This window comes from Duganella paludis, from assembly GCF_054461335.1.
On record NZ_CM136922.1, the window covers coordinates 543736 to 561127 of the forward strand.

The 17392-nt window shown below is 64.0% G+C and carries 16 protein-coding genes; 9 read left to right on the plus strand and 7 right to left on the minus strand.

All coding sequences use genetic code 11. The features are described 5' to 3' along the window. Positions 1–7: 7 nt before the first annotated feature. Positions 8–3010, minus strand: coding sequence for a TonB-dependent receptor plug domain-containing protein (locus ACXZ1M_RS02395; protein WP_459051638.1), 3003 nt, complete (start codon positions 3008–3010; stop codon positions 8–10). Between the two features lie 40 nt (positions 3011–3050). Then, positions 3051–3545 carry a gluconokinase gene (locus ACXZ1M_RS02400; protein ID WP_459051639.1) on the minus strand — a complete coding sequence of 165 codons (495 nt, stop codon included), beginning with the start codon at positions 3543–3545 and terminating at the stop codon, positions 3051–3053. Between the two features lie 321 nt (positions 3546–3866). On the opposite strand from ACXZ1M_RS02400, the gene ACXZ1M_RS02405 reads away from it, so the two are divergent. Beyond that, positions 3867–5138 (plus strand): MFS transporter, encoded by a 1272-nt coding sequence (locus tag ACXZ1M_RS02405; RefSeq protein WP_459051640.1) that lies wholly within the window; start codon positions 3867–3869, stop codon positions 5136–5138. Here ACXZ1M_RS02405 and ACXZ1M_RS02410 read toward each other — a convergent pair. Continuing rightward, on the minus strand, positions 5135–5566 hold the full coding sequence (locus ACXZ1M_RS02410; RefSeq protein ID WP_459051641.1) for a hypothetical protein: 432 nt from the start codon (positions 5564–5566) through the stop codon (positions 5135–5137). The genes ACXZ1M_RS02405 and ACXZ1M_RS02410 overlap by 4 nt on opposite strands. A 212-nt stretch (positions 5567–5778) precedes the next feature. On the opposite strand from ACXZ1M_RS02410, the gene ACXZ1M_RS02415 reads away from it, so the two are divergent. The 4 genes from ACXZ1M_RS02415 (at position 5779) to ACXZ1M_RS02430 (ending at position 8778) form a co-directional block, all read left to right on the plus strand. Then, entirely contained in the window at positions 5779–6453 is a 675-nt protein-coding gene (locus ACXZ1M_RS02415) for a PEPxxWA-CTERM sorting domain-containing protein (RefSeq protein ID WP_459051642.1), read from the plus strand. A 258-nt stretch (positions 6454–6711) separates the two neighbouring features. Further along, positions 6712–7122: a sensor histidine kinase gene (locus ACXZ1M_RS02420; RefSeq protein ID WP_459051643.1), complete on the plus strand. Its 411-nt coding sequence runs from the start codon at positions 6712–6714 to the stop codon at positions 7120–7122. Beyond that, positions 7119–7874 carry a LytR/AlgR family response regulator transcription factor gene (locus ACXZ1M_RS02425; RefSeq protein WP_459051644.1) on the plus strand — a complete coding sequence of 252 codons (756 nt, stop codon included), beginning with the start codon at positions 7119–7121 and terminating at the stop codon, positions 7872–7874. Before ACXZ1M_RS02420 ends, ACXZ1M_RS02425 begins: the two co-directional genes overlap by 4 nt. A gap of 109 nt (positions 7875–7983) precedes the next feature. Then, a complete protein-coding gene (locus ACXZ1M_RS02430) occupies positions 7984–8778 on the plus strand; it encodes an alpha/beta fold hydrolase (RefSeq protein WP_459051645.1) in 795 nt (264 codons plus the stop codon). Position 8779: 1 nt separating this feature from the next. Here ACXZ1M_RS02430 and ACXZ1M_RS02435 read toward each other — a convergent pair whose 3' ends face one another. From ACXZ1M_RS02435 to ACXZ1M_RS02450, 4 genes are read right to left on the minus strand one after another with little or no spacing between them, the layout of a single operon-like run. Continuing rightward, positions 8780–9223: a cache domain-containing protein gene (locus ACXZ1M_RS02435; RefSeq protein WP_459051646.1), complete on the minus strand. Its 444-nt coding sequence runs from the start codon at positions 9221–9223 to the stop codon at positions 8780–8782. Between the two features lie 25 nt (positions 9224–9248). Then, the gene (ligK, locus tag ACXZ1M_RS02440; RefSeq protein ID WP_459053962.1) at positions 9249–9932 is read right to left on the minus strand and encodes a 4-carboxy-4-hydroxy-2-oxoadipate aldolase/oxaloacetate decarboxylase; all 684 of its coding nucleotides are present in this window, start codon (positions 9930–9932) and stop codon (positions 9249–9251) included. An 11-nt stretch (positions 9933–9943) separates the two neighbouring features. Further along, entirely contained in the window at positions 9944–10969 is a 1026-nt protein-coding gene (locus ACXZ1M_RS02445; RefSeq protein WP_459051647.1) for an amidohydrolase family protein, read from the minus strand. A gap of 12 nt (positions 10970–10981) precedes the next feature. Further along, positions 10982–12163, minus strand: a complete 1182-nt coding sequence (locus ACXZ1M_RS02450) for a 4-oxalomesaconate tautomerase (RefSeq protein ID WP_459051648.1) — start codon at positions 12161–12163, stop codon at positions 10982–10984. 119 nt (positions 12164–12282) lie between these two features. Here ACXZ1M_RS02450 and ACXZ1M_RS02455 point away from each other — a divergent pair, with 119 nt between their 5' ends. From ACXZ1M_RS02455 to ACXZ1M_RS02470, 4 genes are all read left to right on the plus strand, one after another. Further along, positions 12283–13500, plus strand: coding sequence for a LysR family transcriptional regulator (locus tag ACXZ1M_RS02455; RefSeq protein ID WP_459051649.1), 1218 nt, complete (start codon positions 12283–12285; stop codon positions 13498–13500). Positions 13501–13646: 146 nt separating this feature from the next. Beyond that, positions 13647–14981, plus strand: a complete 1335-nt coding sequence (locus tag ACXZ1M_RS02460) for an MFS transporter (RefSeq protein WP_459051650.1) — start codon at positions 13647–13649, stop codon at positions 14979–14981. 9 nt (positions 14982–14990) lie between these two features. Beyond that, positions 14991–16283, plus strand: a complete 1293-nt coding sequence (locus ACXZ1M_RS02465) for a gallate dioxygenase (protein ID WP_459051651.1) — start codon at positions 14991–14993, stop codon at positions 16281–16283. A 28-nt stretch (positions 16284–16311) separates the two neighbouring features. Further along, entirely contained in the window at positions 16312–17391 is a 1080-nt protein-coding gene (locus tag ACXZ1M_RS02470) for a porin (RefSeq protein WP_459051652.1), read from the plus strand. Position 17392 lies beyond the last annotated feature (1 nt).

Consider the following 17392-nt stretch of genomic DNA (forward strand, 5'->3'; position numbering starts at 1 on the left):
GGCGTGCTTAGAAGTTGTACCGCACGCCGGCGCGGTACACGCGGCCGATGACATCATAGAGCGCCGGGTTGATGCCGTAACTCAGGTTGGTTTGCGGTGCGGCCACCGGATCGACGTTGCCGATATTGTCGATCTTGAAGAAGGCCGTGGTTTTATCCGCGATCTTCCAGGTGCCGCCCAGGTCCACGTAGAAGGCGCCCTTCATGTGGTTGTTGGCGATGGTCGGGTGGATCACCGTCGATACCGGGCAGTTGGTCTGGCACTCGATAAACTCGTTGCTGTACTTGCCGCTGCTGATCCAGCGCTGGGTCAGCGTCAGGCCGTACTTGTCGGTGTCCCACGATTGCGACAGCAAGCCTTTCCAGCGCGGCGTGTTGCCCAGGTTGTTGCCGGCGCCTTCCGATGGAATGGTGCCGACCACGCCCGGATCGGTGATGAAGCTGATATTGCGCGTCACCAGGCCGCGCAGCGTGAAGCGGCCCGGCAGGTTCCAGTCCTTCAGGTTCTTGCGGTACGACGCTTCCAGGTCGTAGCCCTTGCTGTGCAGCGAAGCCAGGTTGAACGCCTGCACCGTCACGTAGTTATTGGTCGACACCGGGTTATTGAGCGACATGGCGCCGCAGATTTCCTGATTGCCGGCCACGCACAGATCCACTTCCTGCTGCGCCGTCAGCGACGAGATCACGCCATCGACCTTGATGTCGAAGTAGTCGATCGAGGCGCTGAAGCCGGGCGCCCACGACGGGCGGTCCAGCACCACGCCGAAGATGTTGTTACGGGCGATTTCAGGACGCAGGCGGGTGTTGCCCACGGTGCGCTGCTGGATGGTGACGGTGTTGCCCTGGTACTGGACGATGTTGTTGACCACCACGGCGGCCGCATACAACTCGCTCAAGTTCGGTGCGCGCACGTCCTTCGAGGTGACCGCGCGCAGGCGGATGCCGTCGATGCCGGTCTTCCAGTTGCCGCCCAGCTTCCAGCTTTCCACGTGGCCCGAGGTGCTGTAGTGGGTGTGGCGGTCGGCGATGTTGACGTTGGCCTCGCCCCAGGTGGCGGACTTCAGCACCGGCACGTTCAGCTCCACGTAGGCTTCGCGCACGTTGTAGGTGCCCGAAGCGTTGTGGTAGTTGCCGGCGTACCAGTTGTTGCCGACGCTGGAGTTCAGCAGCGGATCGGCCGGATAGGCAGCGGTGTTCGGGGTGTCCGGCCAGACGCCGTTGCCGTATGGGTCGCCGCTGACGCGGTAGCTCTCGCGGCGCCACTCGGCGCCGGTCGCCAGCGCCACCGGGCCGGCCCACGATTCGAACGCTTCGCCGTTGACGTTGAAGCTGCCCACGTCCTGCTGCTGGCGGGTGTGCTGCTGCGGGCCGTTGGCCGGCGCCACATAACCCCAGGTGGCGGCGCTGACCGGGTTGTTGCCGATGATGTTGAGCGGGACGCAGCCCGATGCGCGCGCCGCTTCGCTGCGGCAGGCGATGCTGCCGTCGGCCAGGCGCACGGCGTCGATGGCGGCGTTGTAGCGCGCGTTCAGCGTCATGTCGTGGACGATGATGTCGGTGAAGTTGATGCCGCGCGTGACATACGCGTCATACGACCATTCCTTGCCCAGCAGCGGGAAGCGGCCGTTGGCGCCCAACACGGCGCGGCGCATCTCGCGGGTCGGATGAACGTTGATATTCTCCGGGAAGATGGCATTGGCGGTGCCGTACTGGAAGCTGGTGATGTTGTTGGCCGCGCAGGCCGCCGCGATCGACGCCGGCAGGTACGGATTCGAACACTGGATGGTCAGGTTGGCGTTCTTGGCCGCGCCGGGATTGGGCGAGAACTCCGACTTCACCTTGCCGAAGTTGGCGGTGAAGTAGATCTCGTGGTCCGGGTTGATGTCGAAGCCCACGCGGGTGTAGCCCACCTGGCGAGTCAGGTCCATCGCCAGGTTGGTGCCGGCGCCGACGCTGCCGCTCAAATCACCGCCGACGCAGAAGGGATTGACGCAGCCGGTGACCGCGCCGGTGCCGGTCGGCACGCCGCCGGAACCGTACTGGAACGGGAAAGGCTGGCCGTTGGCGCCGAAGGCCGTGCCTTGCAGCGGGCCGTTGGTGATCAGGCCGTATTTGGCGTACTGGTACTGCTGCGCGTGTTCGATCACGGTGTACTGCGGCTTGCCGTCGTTGGTCGCGCTCAATGGGCGGACCTGATAGGCCGGATTCTTGTACCAGCTACGGCCGTTCGGGCCGACTTCACCGAATCCCGGCGATTCGATACCCTTCTCGCGGCCGTATTCCAGGCTGGCCGTCACGTGCAGGCGGTCGTCCATGAAGGCCTTGCCCCAGGCGGCGCGCAGCGAGCCGTTCTTGTCGTCGTGGTAGGTGGTCTGGCCGCCTTCGACGCTGGCCTTGAAGCCTTCGAACTTCTTGTCGGTGACGAAGTTAACCACGCCGCCGATGGCGTCGGAACCGTAGGACGCCGAGGCGCCGCCGGTGACCACGTCCACGCGCTTGACCAGCAGTTGCGGGAACTGGCTGACGTCGGTGACGCCGGTGACGTTGGCGCCGACCACGCGCTGGCCGTCCAGCAGCGTCAGGGTGCGGATCGGACCCAGGCCGCGCAGGCTCAGGGAGCTCAGGCCCTGGATACCGCTACTGGTGCTGTTGGTGCTGGTGGTGCGGCCGGTGCTGCCCTGCAGTGCCGGCAGTTCGGCGATGGCGTTGAACAGATTCGGTTTGGCGGTCTTGGCCAGGTCTTCGGCGCCGAGCGAGGTGGTTGGCGTTGGCAGCGTGAAGCCGCGCGCGGAGATGCGCGAGCCGGACACGGTCACCACGTTGTCGACTTTGGCTTCGGCTTCGGTGGCCGCAGCCGGCGGCGTAGCTTCGGCCTGCGCCTGTCCGGTGGCCTGGGCATCGGCATCGGCGGCGGCCTGCTGCGCATGGGCGGCCGATACGGCCAGCCAGCTGCAGGCGCTGGCCACGGCGAGGCGCATGATGGTGTTACGGGTAGTGGTCTGTGTAGTCATGTGAGTCTCCTTCTAGTTTTTGTGATCTTTTTACTGATTGCTACCGGGTTCTGATCTGGTTCACCAGGTCGTCCGGTGGTGTTTCGATATCGAGGGTGATGCCGGCTTCGTCCTGCTGCAGCGGCTCCAGGTCGCGGAACTGGCTGTCCAGCAGGGAGGTCGGCATATAGTGATTGGGACGCGCCTGCATGCGCGCGGCGATCAATTCCTTCGGGCCGTCCAGGTGCGCGAAGCGCAGCGCCGGATCGCCTTCGCGCAGCAGGTCGCGATAGCGCCGCTTGAGCGAGGAGCAGGAGATGACCAGACCCTCGCCGCGCAACCGCGCCGCGCGGATCTGCTCCTGCAGGGCCAGCAGCCAGTCGGCGCGGTCGTCGTCGTTCAGCGCGACGCCGGCGGACATTTTGGCGACATTGGCCGGCGGGTGGAACTGGTCGCCTTCAACGAAAGGCACGCCGTTCGCTGTCGCCAGGGCCTGCCCGATCGTGCTTTTGCCGCAGCCGCTGACGCCCATCACCACCCAACGGTTAGTCTGCATCCAAGTCTCCAAGTTTAGTTAGCGCTAACATCACCTTCCGAAAGAAATCGATGCGGTACAGCTGCATCTTTCGGTGAAATATTGGGGGAAGTTCGCGGCGGCGCTAAGATAGCGTTATCATTTTTGATGACTTTAGCTTACCGGGGAAATTTGTAAAGAGATATCCATGCTGCGTCGCAGCGAAAATCTGCGTGGATTTTGCAGCTGACGCTACCGCCAGCACGCATCTGGTGCAGCGCAGCATAAGGTGCTGTACAAAAGCCACACAGCCGGTGCTATGCTACGGCTGCCCTACCCTGTTCAACTTACAACAACAAGACCATGCACAACACCGAGACCGCCCGTCCGCTGACGGGCCAGGATTACAAAACCCTGTCGCTGGCCGCCCTGGGTGGCGCGCTGGAGTTCTACGACTTCATCATCTTCGTCTTCTTCGCCAACGCCATCGGCCAGCTGTTCTTCCCGCCCGAGATGCCGGACTGGCTGCGCACCCTGCAAACCTTCGGCATCTTCGCGGCCGGCTACGTGGTGCGTCCGCTGGGCGGCATCGTCATGGCGCACTTCGGCGACCTGCTGGGCCGTAAGCGCATGTTCACGCTGTCGATCCTGATGATGGCCGTGCCGACGCTGGCCATCGGCCTGCTGCCGACCTACGCCAACATCGGCCTGGCCGCACCGCTGCTGCTGTTGCTGATGCGCGTGTTCCAGGGCGCGGCGGTGGGCGGCGAAGTGCCGGGCGCATGGGTGTTCGTCTCCGAGCACGTGCCGGCGGGCCGCACCGGCTACGCCTGCGGCACGCTGACGGCCGGCCTGACCTTCGGCATCCTGCTTGGTTCGCTGGTGGCGACCGGCCTCAATACCGCCTACAAGCCGGAAGAAGTGCTGGCCGGCGCCTGGCGCATGCCGTTCCTGCTGGGCGGCGTGTTCGGCCTGGGCGCGATGTATCTGCGCCGCTGGCTGCATGAAACGCCGGTGTTCGCGGAGATGGCGCAGCGCAAGGCGCTGGCGGCCGAGATGCCGCTGAAAGCCGTGCTGCGCAGCCATCGCGGCGTGGTGGCCGTGTCGATGCTGCTGACGTGGATGCTGTCGGCCGGCATCGTGGTGGTGATCCTGATGACGCCGACGCTGCTGCAGAAGGTCTACCACATCGACGCCCGCACCTCGCTGGTGGCCAACACCATCGCGACGCTGTGCCTGATGTTCGGCTGCATGTTCTACGGCGTGCTGGCCGACCGGCTGGGCGTCAAGCCGGTGCTGTTCGTCGGCGCGTTGCTGCTGGCGGTGTGCACCTGGGTGTTCTACACCACCTTGCGCACGCAGCCGGAACTGCTGCTGCCGCTGTACGGCCTGACTGGCTTCTGCGTCGGCGTGGTCGGCGCCGTGCCGTGTGCGCTGGTGCAGGCCTTCCCGCCCCAGGTGCGCTTTTCCGGGCTGTCGTTCTCCTACAATATGTCGTACGCCATCTTCGGCGGTTTGACGCCGGTGGTGGTCACGCTGATGCTGAAGAACGACCCGCTCGGCCCAGCCTATTACGTGATGGCGGTGTGCGTGATCGGCATGCTGTCGGCCCTGTTCATCCGCAAGGCCGTCTAACTATCGAACCCATAGCCGCGCAGTTCCGCATGCGCGCCTCGGGTACTAAGCACTTGCCGCAGCGACGCTAAAAAGGTGTCTATCGCCGCGAGGTCACTCACGAAATGCACGACGCACTCGTCGTGCAAATCCGTGCGAGTTGGCACGATGGCGGAAAGCTCACAACGCACGGTGATTTTTCCAAGCTGACTTCTTGAATAGAAAAGTTGGCACCCGCTTGCTGATTGCATCCCAAGCGCAAAGTCACAGGCGGGCGCCTCACTTCCGGTATTCAGAAACGCATGCAAGGATTCGACGGCCTCCTCCATCGCAGCAATATCTGTATGGATAACCGTCGAGAAGTTCAATGGTGGCTTCCGCACGCTGACGGTCACTGAAAACTCTTCGAGGTCCTCGCTCCGGGTAATGGAAAAATGCGTCGTCATCAATACGATCTCCCATCATAGAAATTGTCTCGCGCCATGCCAGTTTATCGCGGCGCTGAACGTAATTGTATGTTTCCCGCACAAATACCAAAATTTACATTTTAATTGTAACTTATAGTTATACGCAGGCTAAGTTTGATGTAGTATAAAAATGTAATTTTGATATCGTATTTGGCTCAACCCTATTCATTACTCATCACTTTTCGGGAGCAACAATGAAGAAAGCGAAGCAAGCACTGATGGCGGCATTTGCGGGATTCTCCATCTTGTCCGGTCTGGCGCACGCCGACAGCACCACGTTGAGCGAGAACTACTTCGGCCAAGTGGCTGCGGGCCAGGACGTCTGGCAAACCTTGGCGGAGCCATATACGCGAACCGGTAACACCTGGAGTTGGAGTGACCTTTCGTTTAGCTGCGCCGGCTCCTGGTGCGATAGTGGATTCGGCGGCGTTAGCACCTCATACAACTACGTGCAGGGCAACTATGTGTACTTTGCCGGTCCGGATGTGGCGACCATCAACTTCAAGCAGGCCGTGTCGTCGGTAGGCATGGGCGTATGGGGGCTGGGACACATATCTGGATCGGCAGGGAAAATCCCCACGCCGCTGATCGTCAACTATGCCGACGGCAGCCACACCTTCTTCAGTGACGTTGTGTTCGACGGCGATATCCTCGGCGAGCGCAAGTTCTTTGGCGTTTTCTTCGACAAGCCGGTGACGTCGATCTCGCTTGCGATCGGCTCGGACGGCAACGGCCTTTTCTTTGACAACATCCGCTACACGGTTGCCGCCGTGCCGGAACCGGAGACCTGGGCGATGCTGGCTGCCGGCCTTGGCTTGGTTGGAGCAGCGGCACGTCGCCGCCGCCAACCCGGCGCCGGCAGCCACTGACGTAGTTAAATCCGATAGGAAATCACGCGTGGTTTCCTATCTTCGTTGACCAGAGCTTGGGGTATTCCTTCCATCAATTTGGTCTAATCCAGTCTAATCCGGGATGGTTCGGACTAAACGAGTCTAAAAATCGATGCACCGAGTCTAAAATAGTCTAGAAAAATAGCCTCAAAGTCTAATTCGATCTCTTTTTTTGCAGAGAAAGTCTAAAACCGTCTAAAAATTCATTCTGAGCCGCAAGAATTAGACTGCTTTCGCATGGATGAACGGCTGCGCTACCGGATCGACGCCAGCGACGAAGCGCGGCTGGCCGTCATGCCGACGCTGATGCTGCAGCCGCTGGTCGAGAACGCGATCAATCACGGACTGGCACCCAAGCGCGATGGCGGCAGTGTGCTGGTCGACGCCACTGTGCGTGCCGGCCGCCTGCAAGTGCGTGTGGTGGACGATGGCGTCGGCCTGGATGCACACGGCCATCGCAAACAGGCCGGCGCCGGCATGGCGCTTGCCAATCTGCGCTCACGCCTGCACACCCAGTTCTGCGACAATGCCAGCCTTACGCTGCGCCAGCAGCGAAGTGAGCTAAGTGGAGAACGTGGCGGCGTGGAGGCGGTACTCGACCTGCCCTACGTGCGCCGCGCTACCGCACCGGCAATGGAGGCTGGATGACGCGCGCACTGATCGCTGACGACGAACCACATCTGGCGCGCTATCTGCGCGACCAGTTGCTGCTCCTGTGGCCGGAGCTCGACATCGTTCACATCGCACGCGACGGCGTGGAAGCCGCCGCCCGCATCGCCGAGCTGGAACCGGACCTGGCCTTCCTCGACATCCAGATGCCGGGGCTTTCGGGCCTGGAGGTGGCCCAGGGCATCGAGGGCAACACGCGCGTGGTCTTCGTCACCGCCTTCGACGAATTCGCGCTGCAGGCGTTCGAACATGCGGCGCTGGACTATGTGCTCAAGCCAGTTAGCACCGAACGACTGGCGCGCACCGTGGCACGCCTGCGCGCCGCTCCCGCCACGCCACTATCCGGCCCTGCCATGGCGCAGGCCCTGCGGCAGCTGACGGCCTCCCCTGCTCCCCACGTAGTAGCCCGGCTGCGCTACATCATAGCCTCACAAGGCGACCGCACGCACCACATCGACATCGCCAACGTGCGTTTCTTCCGGGCCGACGACAAGTACACCGTGGTCGCCAGCACCGGCGGCGAATTCCTGATCCGCAGCACCATCACGGAACTGACTGCGCAACTCGATCCGGATCAGTTCTGGCAGGTGCACCGCTCCACGCTGGTCAATCTGGCCTGGCTTGAAGGAACGCGGCGCGATGCGGCCAGCCGGCTGTTCCTTCGGATACGCGAGCATGATGGCGAACTGCCGGTCAGCCGCGCCTTCGTTCACCTGTTCAAGGCCATGTAGCCGACGACGCCAGCTTGCCACTCATCGCATCCACTGTCGATTCGTCGCATTGGGCGTGCACCGCCGCGCACCTTGGGCGATGCTGGCGTTTTCTTTCGTGGAGACGCCAATGTTCAAGCCCGCATCGATACTACTCATCCTGATCCTCGCCGCGCCGGCGTCTGCAGCGCCGGTTGTTGAAGCCATCAACGGACGCCAGGTGGAATCGCTGACCATCCGCCACCCGACGTCTGAAGGCGTGGTGGTATTCGAAGGGGGCTCGCGCAATACGATCGATAAATGGGGCACGGTGCCGGAGCGGATCGCATCGGATGCGTCGGTGTTCGTGTACAACCGGCCGGGCTACGGCAACAGCGAGATCGCGACCACGCCGCGCGACGGCCGCACCATCGTCGAGGAACTGCGCGGCGTGTTGCGCCACAAGGGACTGCGGCCGCCGTATGTGCTGGTCGGCCACTCACTAGGCGGCTTGTACATGCAGCTATACGCCAGAATGTATCCGGATGAAGTGAAAGGCCTGCTGCTGGTCGATTCCATCTACCCGCGCATGATCAAGAAAACGCAGGACTTCCCGCTGACCACCCGCCTCGCCGGTCGGCTGGCGTTTTCAAGTTCGGTGTGGCGCGAGATCGAGCAGATCGACGACACCGGCGAAATGATACTGGCGCTGCCGGGTATCGACGACAAGCCCATTGTGCGGCTGATGAACCAGCCGACATCAAACACCGCCATCGCCGTGGACTTCGGCGCCTTCAGGACGGACAAGGCGACGCAGGACACCGTGCGCGCGCTGTATCCGAAAGCGACCACGGTAGTGGCCGACTCCAGCCACCAGATGGCGCTGACGTCGCCCGACATCGTGGCGGCGGCGATCCGGCAATTGCTGCCCTCGCCGCGCCAGTGACTTACTTGTAGAAGCCCGAGCCGACGATATATTCGCCCTGGCGTTCGATGTAGGACTTCTTGTCCTGCATCTTCTGCGTCGCCGGATTGGTCCACTTGTACTCGACGAAGCCGCTCCCCTTGGTGGTGGCGAGGCTCACCATCTCCTTGTTGAAGTATTTGCCATCCATGTCTTTCACTTCGATCATCTCCTTGCCTTCGGTGCGCGGACTGCCGGGATTACACACCATCTTGGCACGGATATCGTGGACGTAGACATAGGCGCCGTTGGGACGGAAGCCTTTGGACGGGTCGGCGAAGTCGGCGCAGGCTTTCTCGATGCCGTTAGCCTTGATGTAGGCGGACGCCTTCTTGACCAGCGCCTGGGCATCATCTTCCGGCGTCGCCAGGGCCAAGGCGGAGATGCCGGTCATTGCGATCAGGACTGCGATATTTTTATAGTTCACTCAAGTCTCCATTGGTGGTTGTACATCAGTCGATGTACTTCAAGCCGGCCTGCTCCAGCGGGCCGCGCATGTTGTACATGTCCAGGCCCAGCACGCCCGCCGCCAGTTTGGCGCGCTTTTCGCCTTCGAGGTCTTCGCGTTTTTGCGCCACTGCGGCGACGCGCGCCACGTCGGCGGCCGGCACGATGACCACGCCGTCATCGTCGGCGATGACGGCATCGCCGGGGTTGACCAGCGCGCCGGCGCACAGCACCGGGATGTTCACCGAGCCGAGCGTCGATTTGATGGTGCCCTTGGCGCTGATGTTCTTGCTCCACACCGGGAAGCCCATCTCGGTCAGGAAGCGCACGTCGCGCACGCCGGCGTCGATGATCAGGGCCTTGGCGCCGCGCGCCTTGAAGCTGGTGGCAAGCAGGTCGCCGAAATAGCCGTCGCTGCATTCGGCAGTGATGGCCGCAACGACGATGTCGCCCGGCTGGATCTGCTCCGCCACCACGTGCATCATCCAGTTGTCGCCCGGATGCAGCAGCACCGTGACGGCGGTGCCGGCGGCCTGCGCGCCGGCGTAGATGGGACGCATGTAAGGCTTGAGCAAACCGACGCGGCCCATGGCCTCGTGCACGGTGGCGCTGCCGAAGCTGCCCAGGTGCTCGACGTGTTCACGCTCGGCGCGCACGATGTTGCGCTTGACGACGCCCAGTTGGTTAATCAGCGGTGCGGTCATAAGCCCTTCTCCTTCATTGCTGCATCCAGGCGCGGGAAGACGCGGCGGGCGTTGTGTTCAAAGATATTCGCGCGATCGGTGTCGGTCAGATTGGCCGCTTCGATGTAGCGTTTGGTGTCGTCGTAGTAGTTGCCGGTTTCCGGATCGATGCCGCGCACCGCGCCGATCATCTCCGAGGCGAACAACACGTTCTTGACCGGCATGACCTTGGTCAGCAGGTCGATGCCCGGCTGGTGGTAGACGCAGGTGTCGAAGTAGATGTTGTTCAGCAGGTGCTCCGAGAGCAGCGGCTTTTTCATCTCCTGCGCCAGGCCGCGGAATCGGCCCCAGTGGTAAGGCACGGCGCCGCCGCCGTGCGGGATCAGGAACTTCAGCGTCGGGAAGTCCTTGAACAAGTCGCTGGTCAGGCACTGCATGAAGGCAGTCGTGTCGGCGTTCAGATAATGCGCGCCGGTGGTGTGGAAACAGGCGTTGCAGCTGGTGCTGACGTGGATCATGGCGGGAATTTCGTACTCCACCATCTTTTCGTAGATCGGATACCACGACCGGTCCGACAGCGGCGGCGCGGTCCAGTGCCCGCCCGATGGATCGGGATTGAGGTTGATGCCCACCATGCCGTACTCCTTGACGCACTTCTCCAGTTCCGGAATGCTGGTGGCCGGGTCAACGCCCGGCGATTGGGGCAGCATGGCCGCGCCGATGAAGTGCTCGGGGACCAGCTGCGCCACGCGCGCGCACAACTCGTTGCAGATGGCGGCCCAGGTGGCGCTGGTGTTGAAGTCGCCGATGTGGTGCGCCATGAAGCTGGCGCGCGGCGAGAAGATGGTGAGGTCGGAGCCGCGCTCCTTCATCAGGCGCAGCTGGTTGGTTTCGATGGATTCGCGCAGCTCGTCGTCGCTGATTTTCAGATCGGCGACTTTCGGGCCGAGGGCCGGCGTGTTCAGGTTGGCGATCTGCTGGTTGCGCCAGTCTTCCAGCGCTTTGGGCGCGGTGGTGTAGTGGCCGTGGCAGTCAATAATCATGGATGGATCCTTTTAGAGATGGGCGGGGACGAAGACTTCGCCGCGCATGATGGGACGGGCGGTGCGCAGCAAGGCGGCGCGCAGCACTTGTCCGGATTGGTCGGTTTCCAGTTCGACGCTGAATTCGCCGGTGGGATGTTCGATGGAGAGCGTCTGGCAGGCCTCGCGCCCCGCGCTGGCGACGCCGTCGGCGATGGAGCCGGGCAGCACGCAGGCGGTGGCGATGGTGACGGCGGCCAGCACCCCGATGGAATCGTGGCAGACGTGCGGGATGAAGCAGCGGGTGCTGAGCGCACCGCCGTCGCGCGCGGGGGCGATCAGGCACATTTTCGGATAGTTCTTGGCCGCGACGTCGCCGAGGCCCATCAGCGGGCCGGCCGCCAGGCGCAGCGCTTCCAGGCGCGCGCGCAAGGCGTCGTTGGCGGTCAGCTCGGCGGCACTTTCGTAGCCGGTGATGCCGAAGGCGGCGGCGCGCACCAGCACCATCGGCATGCCGTTGTCGATCAGCGTGGCGTCGACGGCGAATGGCGCGGCGTTGCCGGCACTCGCCGCGGCTGCGGCGCCGCTGGCGTTGGCGTTGGCCTTGGCGCGGGCCGCAGCGGCGGCGGCACCAACGTCGATGCGGTCCAGCGCCCGGCCGGTCGGCAGCAGCGACGGGCACACCGAGCCGGCGGTATCGAGGAAGTTGATGGTGATCGGCGCGGCCGTGCCGGGGACGCCGTCGATGCGGGCGTCGCCGCCATATTGCAGCTTGCCGCCGGGCGTCTGCACGGTGACGTCGCACTGCATATCGGTGTTCAAGGTCAGGATGCGCGCGGTGGTCACGCCGTCGGCAATCGGCAGCAGTCCGCGCTCAAGCGCGAACGGCAGCACGGCGGCCAGCATGTTGCCGCAGTTGGGCGTGACGTCCACCGTGTCGTTATGCGGCTGCAGCTGGGCGAACAAAAAATCCAGGTCCACGCCGGGCGTGGTGCTGCGCCGCACGATGCCTGCTTTACTGGTCAGCGGATGCGCGCCGCCCAAACCGTCGATCTGGCGCGGATCGGGCGAACCGATGGCGGCCAACAGCACGCGGTCGCGCGCGGCGCGGTCGGCCGGCAAATCGGATTCAAGGAAGAACGGCCCACGCGAGGTGCCGCCGCGCATCAGCATGCAGGGTATGGCGCGTTGATCGGAAACGGGATCCAGGTTCATGGTGACGGCTCGGGTGGCAGTGTGAATGCCACAAGTATCAATGCCGGCAACATTTGCGTGGTTGCGTTGTGGGCGTTGATTTGTTCTAATCTGCTTATCGCGAACCTATTTCAACCACCATGTCCCTGGTCAGCCTGCGTCACCTTCATGCCTTCAATGCCGTCGCCGCCAGCGGCGGCATCCGCCGTTCGTCCGAGAGTTTGTTCCGCGCCTCCTCGGCAGTGGCGCGTTCGGTGGCGGCGCTGGAAGAGAGCCTTGGCGCCCAACTGTTCGAACGCAAGGGACGCGGCATGCTGCTCACAGCCGCCGGCGACGTGGTGCGCAAGCGCGCCGACCGCATCGAGTCCGAGCTGCACGAAGTCCGCGAGGAAGCCGTGCGCCTGCGCGACCGCAGCGGCGCAAAAGCCGGCGGCAAGGTCGGCGGCATCGAGGCGCTGCTCAACGAGCGCCGCCTGCAGGCCGCCTCGCTGCTGGCCGAAGCGCACCACATGCCCAGCGTGGCGCACGTGATGGGCGTGTCGCAGTCGGCGGTCAGCCAGGCCATCGCCCGGCTCGAGGACATGCTGGGCCAACCCCTGTTCCTGCGCACCGCGCACGGCATGGTGCCCACCGACGCCGGCCGGCGTTGGACCGAATCGTTCGAGCGCGTGCTGGCCGAGCTGCGCCACATCCCGGAGGACATCGCCGCGCTGGCCGGCGTGGTGCTGGGCGTGGTCAGTATCGGCGCGCTGCCGCTGGCGCGCTCGCAGCTGCTGCCGGTGGCCATATCGTCGGTGCTCAAGCGTCACCCGCAGCTGCAAATCCGTTCGCTGGAAAGCCCATATGAGGAACTCACCGCCAGCCTGCTGAGCGGGCGTATCGACTTCATCGTCGGCGCGCAGCGCGCCGGTGTCGGCGACGCCTTCGAATCGCGCTCGCTGTTCGAGGACAAGGCCGCGCTAGTGGCGCGCGCCGGCCATCCGCTGACCCGCCGCAGCAAGCTCAAACTCGATGACCTGGGCGGCTATCCATGGGGACTGTCGCGCAGCGGCACGCCGCTGCGCGAATCGCTGGTGCAGTTCTTCGAACGGCAGGGCAAGCAGCCACCCTCGCCCGCCGTGGAAACCGGCGACCTGGCGTTGCTGCGTGGGCTGCTGGTGTCGAGCGACATGCTGACCGTGCTGTCGGCGCACCAGCTGCACCACGAGGTGCGCACCGGCCAATTAGTGGTGCTGCCGTTCGAAATGCCCGGCATGGAACGCACGATCGGCGTCACCACCCGCAAGAACGCCCACCTCTCGCCCGGCGCCTACGCGCTGCTGGCCGAGATTGAAACGATCAGCGCCGCCTGGCGATAAAAACCACGGCGATAAGCAGATTGCAACGGTTCGGCAAGCAAAAGCAATACTCTCCCTCCTGTCCAAACATACACTAGTGAAGCGGTGGCGGTGCAATTCGCCTTTACACCACTTTACACAAAACTAGATAGCAGACAGGAGACTTAATGAATATAGGACAAACGCTCGACGTTCGGGCACACATCAACGGCCGCAAGATGAGCGGCTACCAATGGCTGCTGCTGGCCCTGTGCTTCCTGATCGTGGCCACCGACGGCATGGACGTCGCCATCATGGGCTTCCTGGCGCCGGCCATCACCAAGGAATGGGGCATCTCGCGCGCCGCCTTCGGCGTGGTGATGAGCGCCGCGCCGATCGGCCTGGCCATCGGCGCCATCCTGGTCGGCCCGATGTCGGACCGCTTCGGCCGCAAGAAGCTGCTGATGACCTCCGTCGCCTGGTTCGGCGCCTTCAGCGTGCTCAGTGCTTTCGCCAACGACGTCACCACCCTGTCGCTGCTGCGCTTCCTGACCGGCCTCGGTCTCGGCGCCGCCATGCCCAACACCACCACCCTGCTGTCGGAATACGTGCCGGAGCGTTCGCGCTCGACGCTGATCGCTATCATGTTCACCGGCTTTAACCTCGGCTCGGCGCTGGTCGGCTTCGGCGCGGCCGCGCTGCTGCCGAACCACGGCTGGCGCGCGGTGCTGATCGCCGGTGGCCTGATCCCTCTGGCCTGCCTGCCGGTCTACTTGCTGCTGATACCTGAATCGGTGCGCTTCCTGGTGGTGCGCAAATTCCCGTCCGAGCGCATCGGCCGCACGTTGCGCCGCGTGGTCGGCGGCGACGTGCCGGCCAACGCCAACTTCACCATCAGCGAACCGCAGGTCACCGGCTCGCAGCCGGGCAAAGTACTGTTGTCGCCTGCTTATCGCGCCACCACGTTGTCGCTGTGGGGCACCTACTTCATGGGCCTGCTGGTAATCTACCTGCTGAGCGGCTGGCTGCCGACCATGATCAAGGACGCCGGGCTGCCGATCGAACGCGCCGCCAACATCACCGCGCTGTTCCAGTTGGGCGGCACCGTGGGCGCGCTGCTGGTCGGTTACTTCATGGACCGCGTATCGCCGAACAAGGTGATCTCGCTGGCCTACTTCGGCGGCGCCGTCTTCATCCTGTGCCTGGCCTCGGGCAGCGTGGAATCGTCGCTGTTCGCCGTGTTCGTGCTGCTGGCGGGCTTCTGCATGAGCGGCGCGCAAACCGGCCTGAATGCCTACGCCCCATCGTGCTACCCAACCATGGTGCGCGCCACCGGTGTCAGCTGGATGCAGGGCATGGGCCGTTTCGGCAGCATCTTCGGTTCCTTCGCCGGCGGCGTGCTGCTGTCGATGGGCTGGGGTTTCAGTTCGGTGATCGCGATCCTGGCGGGACCTGCCACGCTGGCGGCCATCTTCATCATTATCAACAAGCTCGGTCAACGCGCCGAGGCAGTGAAAGCTTAGGACTACATCATGGCTAACATCATCGGCGCCATCGCCTCCTCCCACACGCCGACCATCGGTTTCGCGTTGGACGCCAACAAGCAACAGGACGCCGCCTGGGCGCCCATCTTCAAGGCCTACGAACCGGTGCAGCAATGGCTGGCGGAGAAAAAGCCCGACGTCATGCTGGTGATCTACAACGATCACGTGACCTCGTTCTTCTTCGACCACTACTCGGCGTTCGCGCTGGGCATCGGCGAGAGCTACCATCCGGCCGACGAAGGCGGCGGCGCGCGCAAGCTGCCGCCGGTGGCCGGCCACGCGGGCCTGGCGCGCCACATCGGCCAGTCGCTGATGGCGGACGAATTCGACATGTCGTTCTTCCAGGAGAAAGGACTGGACCACGGCTGCTTCTCGCCGCTGTCCATCCTGTGGCCGCACGAGCAGGAGTGGCCGGGCAAGATCGTGCCGCTGCAGATCGGCGTGCTGCAGTTCCCGGTGCCGTCGGCGCGCCGTTGCTACAAGCTCGGTCAGGGCTTGCGCCGCGCGATCGAAAGCTATCCGGAGGATTTGAACGTGGTGCTGGTGGCCACCGGTGGCCTGTCGCACCAGGTGCATGGCGAGCGCGCGGGCTTCAACAACACGCCGTGGGATCACCAGTTCCTGGACCTGTTCGAGAACGATCCTGAAACGCTGCTCAACATGACCCACGCCGACTTTGCGCGGCTGGGCGGCTGGGAAAGCGCGGAGGTGGTGATGTGGATGGCGATGCGCGGCGCCATGTCGAGCAAGCTCAATTGCGTGCACCGGGAGTACTACCTGCCGTCGATGACCGGCATCGCCGTGGCCCTGTACGAAAACGCGGCGGCGCAGGACAAGGCGCTGAACGCGGTAGCCGTGGAGGCGCACCGCGCGCACATGGCGCACCAGACCAAGGGCGCCGAGGAACTGCCGGGCACCTATCCGTTCACGCTGGAGACCAGCGTGCGCGCCTACCGCATCAACAAGTATCTGCACCAACTGGTCGACCCGGCGTTCCGCCAGCGCTTCAAGGACGCGCCGGAGGCGACCTACGACGACGCCGGCCTGACGCCGCAGGAACGCGACCTGGTCACGCGGCGCGACTGGCGCGGCATGATCCAGTACGGCGTGATCTTCTTCTTGCTGGAGAAGCTGGGCGCGGTGGTGGGCGTGTCGAACCTGCACATCTACGCGGCCATGCGCGGGCAGTCGCTGGAGGATTTCCAGAAGACCCGCAACGCGCCCGGCGCGCTGTACTCGGTGGGCTCGTCCGCCACCTGGGACAAACCGGCAGAAAAATAATTCACACCAAAACAAGGAGACTTAAAACATGAAAAAAATCGCATTCGCCGCATCCCTCATGCTGGCCGGCGCCGCACAGGCGCAGAGCAGCGTCACCATGTACGGCATCATCGATGCCGCCGTCGAGCAGTACAGCAACGCCGACGCCGCCGGCAACAGCGTAACCCGCATGCCCAGCCTGGGCGGCGGCATGTTCCCGTCGCGCCTCGGCTTCCGTGGCACGGAGGATCTGGGCGACGGCCTGAAAGCCATCTTCCAGCTGGAGAACGGCTTCGCGCCGGACACCGGCACCCAGGGCCAGAACCGCTTGTTCGGCCGCCAGGCGTGGGTCGGCTTGCAGGGCAAATGGGGCCAGCTGACCTTCGGCCGCAACTACAATATGCTGAACATCTCGACCTATGACGTCGACATCATCGGCCCGTCGCAGTACGGCCTCGGTTCGCTCGATTCGGCCATTCCGAACGGCCGCAGCGACAACTCGATCGCCTATCGCGGCACCTTCAGCGGCGTGACCGTGGGCGCCACTTATAGTCTGGGCCGCGACACCTCGGCCGCCGGCGGCCCGGCCGGCACCGCCTGCGCCGGCGAAAGCGCCACCGACGCCACCGCCTGCCGCGAGTGGTCGGCCCTGCTGCGCTACGACGGCAACGGCTACTCCCTGATCAGCGCCTATGACCGCATCTACGGCGGCGCCGGCGCGGCCAATGGCCTGAACAGCAGCAGCAAGACCGACAGCCGTGGCCACGTCGCCGCCTTCATCAAGCGCGATGACTGGAAGGTCGGCGTCGGCATCATCAACCGCAACAACGAAGGCTCCACCGTCCAGCCGCGCAGCAACCTGGTGTACATCGGCGCGGCCTACAACGTGACGCCGCTGTTCACCATCGACGGCCAGTTCGCCAAGCTCGATTACCGCGCCACGTCCAACGACAGCTCACAGCTGCTGATCCGTGGCGTCTACAACCTGTCGAAGCGCAGCGCCGTTTATGTGGCGGCGGGCCGCATCAACAACGACGGCGCGGCGGCGCTGGCGCTCAGCGCCGGCGGTTCGGTCGGCGCGGGCTTGAACCAGACCGGCATCATCACCGGCATCAAGCATAGCTTCTAAG

Excerpts from the sequence above, each read along its gene's own strand:
- ACXZ1M_RS02395 (WP_459051638.1), bottom strand. The coding sequence starts at position 3,010 with ATGACTACACAGACCACTACCCGTAACACCATCATGCGCCTCGCCGTG.
- ACXZ1M_RS02400 (WP_459051639.1), bottom strand. The coding sequence starts at position 3,545 with ATGCAGACTAACCGTTGGGTGGTGATGGGCGTCAGCGGCTGCGGCAAA.
- ACXZ1M_RS02405 (WP_459051640.1), top strand. The coding sequence starts at position 3,867 with ATGCACAACACCGAGACCGCCCGTCCGCTGACGGGCCAGGATTACAAA.
- ACXZ1M_RS02415 (WP_459051642.1), top strand. The coding sequence starts at position 5,779 with ATGAAGAAAGCGAAGCAAGCACTGATGGCGGCATTTGCGGGATTCTCC.
- ACXZ1M_RS02420 (WP_459051643.1), top strand. The coding sequence starts at position 6,712 with ATGGATGAACGGCTGCGCTACCGGATCGACGCCAGCGACGAAGCGCGG.
- ACXZ1M_RS02425 (WP_459051644.1), top strand. The coding sequence starts at position 7,119 with ATGACGCGCGCACTGATCGCTGACGACGAACCACATCTGGCGCGCTAT.
- ACXZ1M_RS02430 (WP_459051645.1), top strand. The coding sequence starts at position 7,984 with ATGTTCAAGCCCGCATCGATACTACTCATCCTGATCCTCGCCGCGCCG.
- ACXZ1M_RS02445 (WP_459051647.1), bottom strand. The coding sequence starts at position 10,969 with ATGATTATTGACTGCCACGGCCACTACACCACCGCGCCCAAAGCGCTG.
- ACXZ1M_RS02450 (WP_459051648.1), bottom strand. The coding sequence starts at position 12,163 with ATGAACCTGGATCCCGTTTCCGATCAACGCGCCATACCCTGCATGCTG.
- ACXZ1M_RS02455 (WP_459051649.1), top strand. The coding sequence starts at position 12,283 with ATGTCCCTGGTCAGCCTGCGTCACCTTCATGCCTTCAATGCCGTCGCC.
- ACXZ1M_RS02460 (WP_459051650.1), top strand. The coding sequence starts at position 13,647 with ATGAATATAGGACAAACGCTCGACGTTCGGGCACACATCAACGGCCGC.
- ACXZ1M_RS02465 (WP_459051651.1), top strand. The coding sequence starts at position 14,991 with ATGGCTAACATCATCGGCGCCATCGCCTCCTCCCACACGCCGACCATC.
- ACXZ1M_RS02470 (WP_459051652.1), top strand. The coding sequence starts at position 16,312 with ATGAAAAAAATCGCATTCGCCGCATCCCTCATGCTGGCCGGCGCCGCA.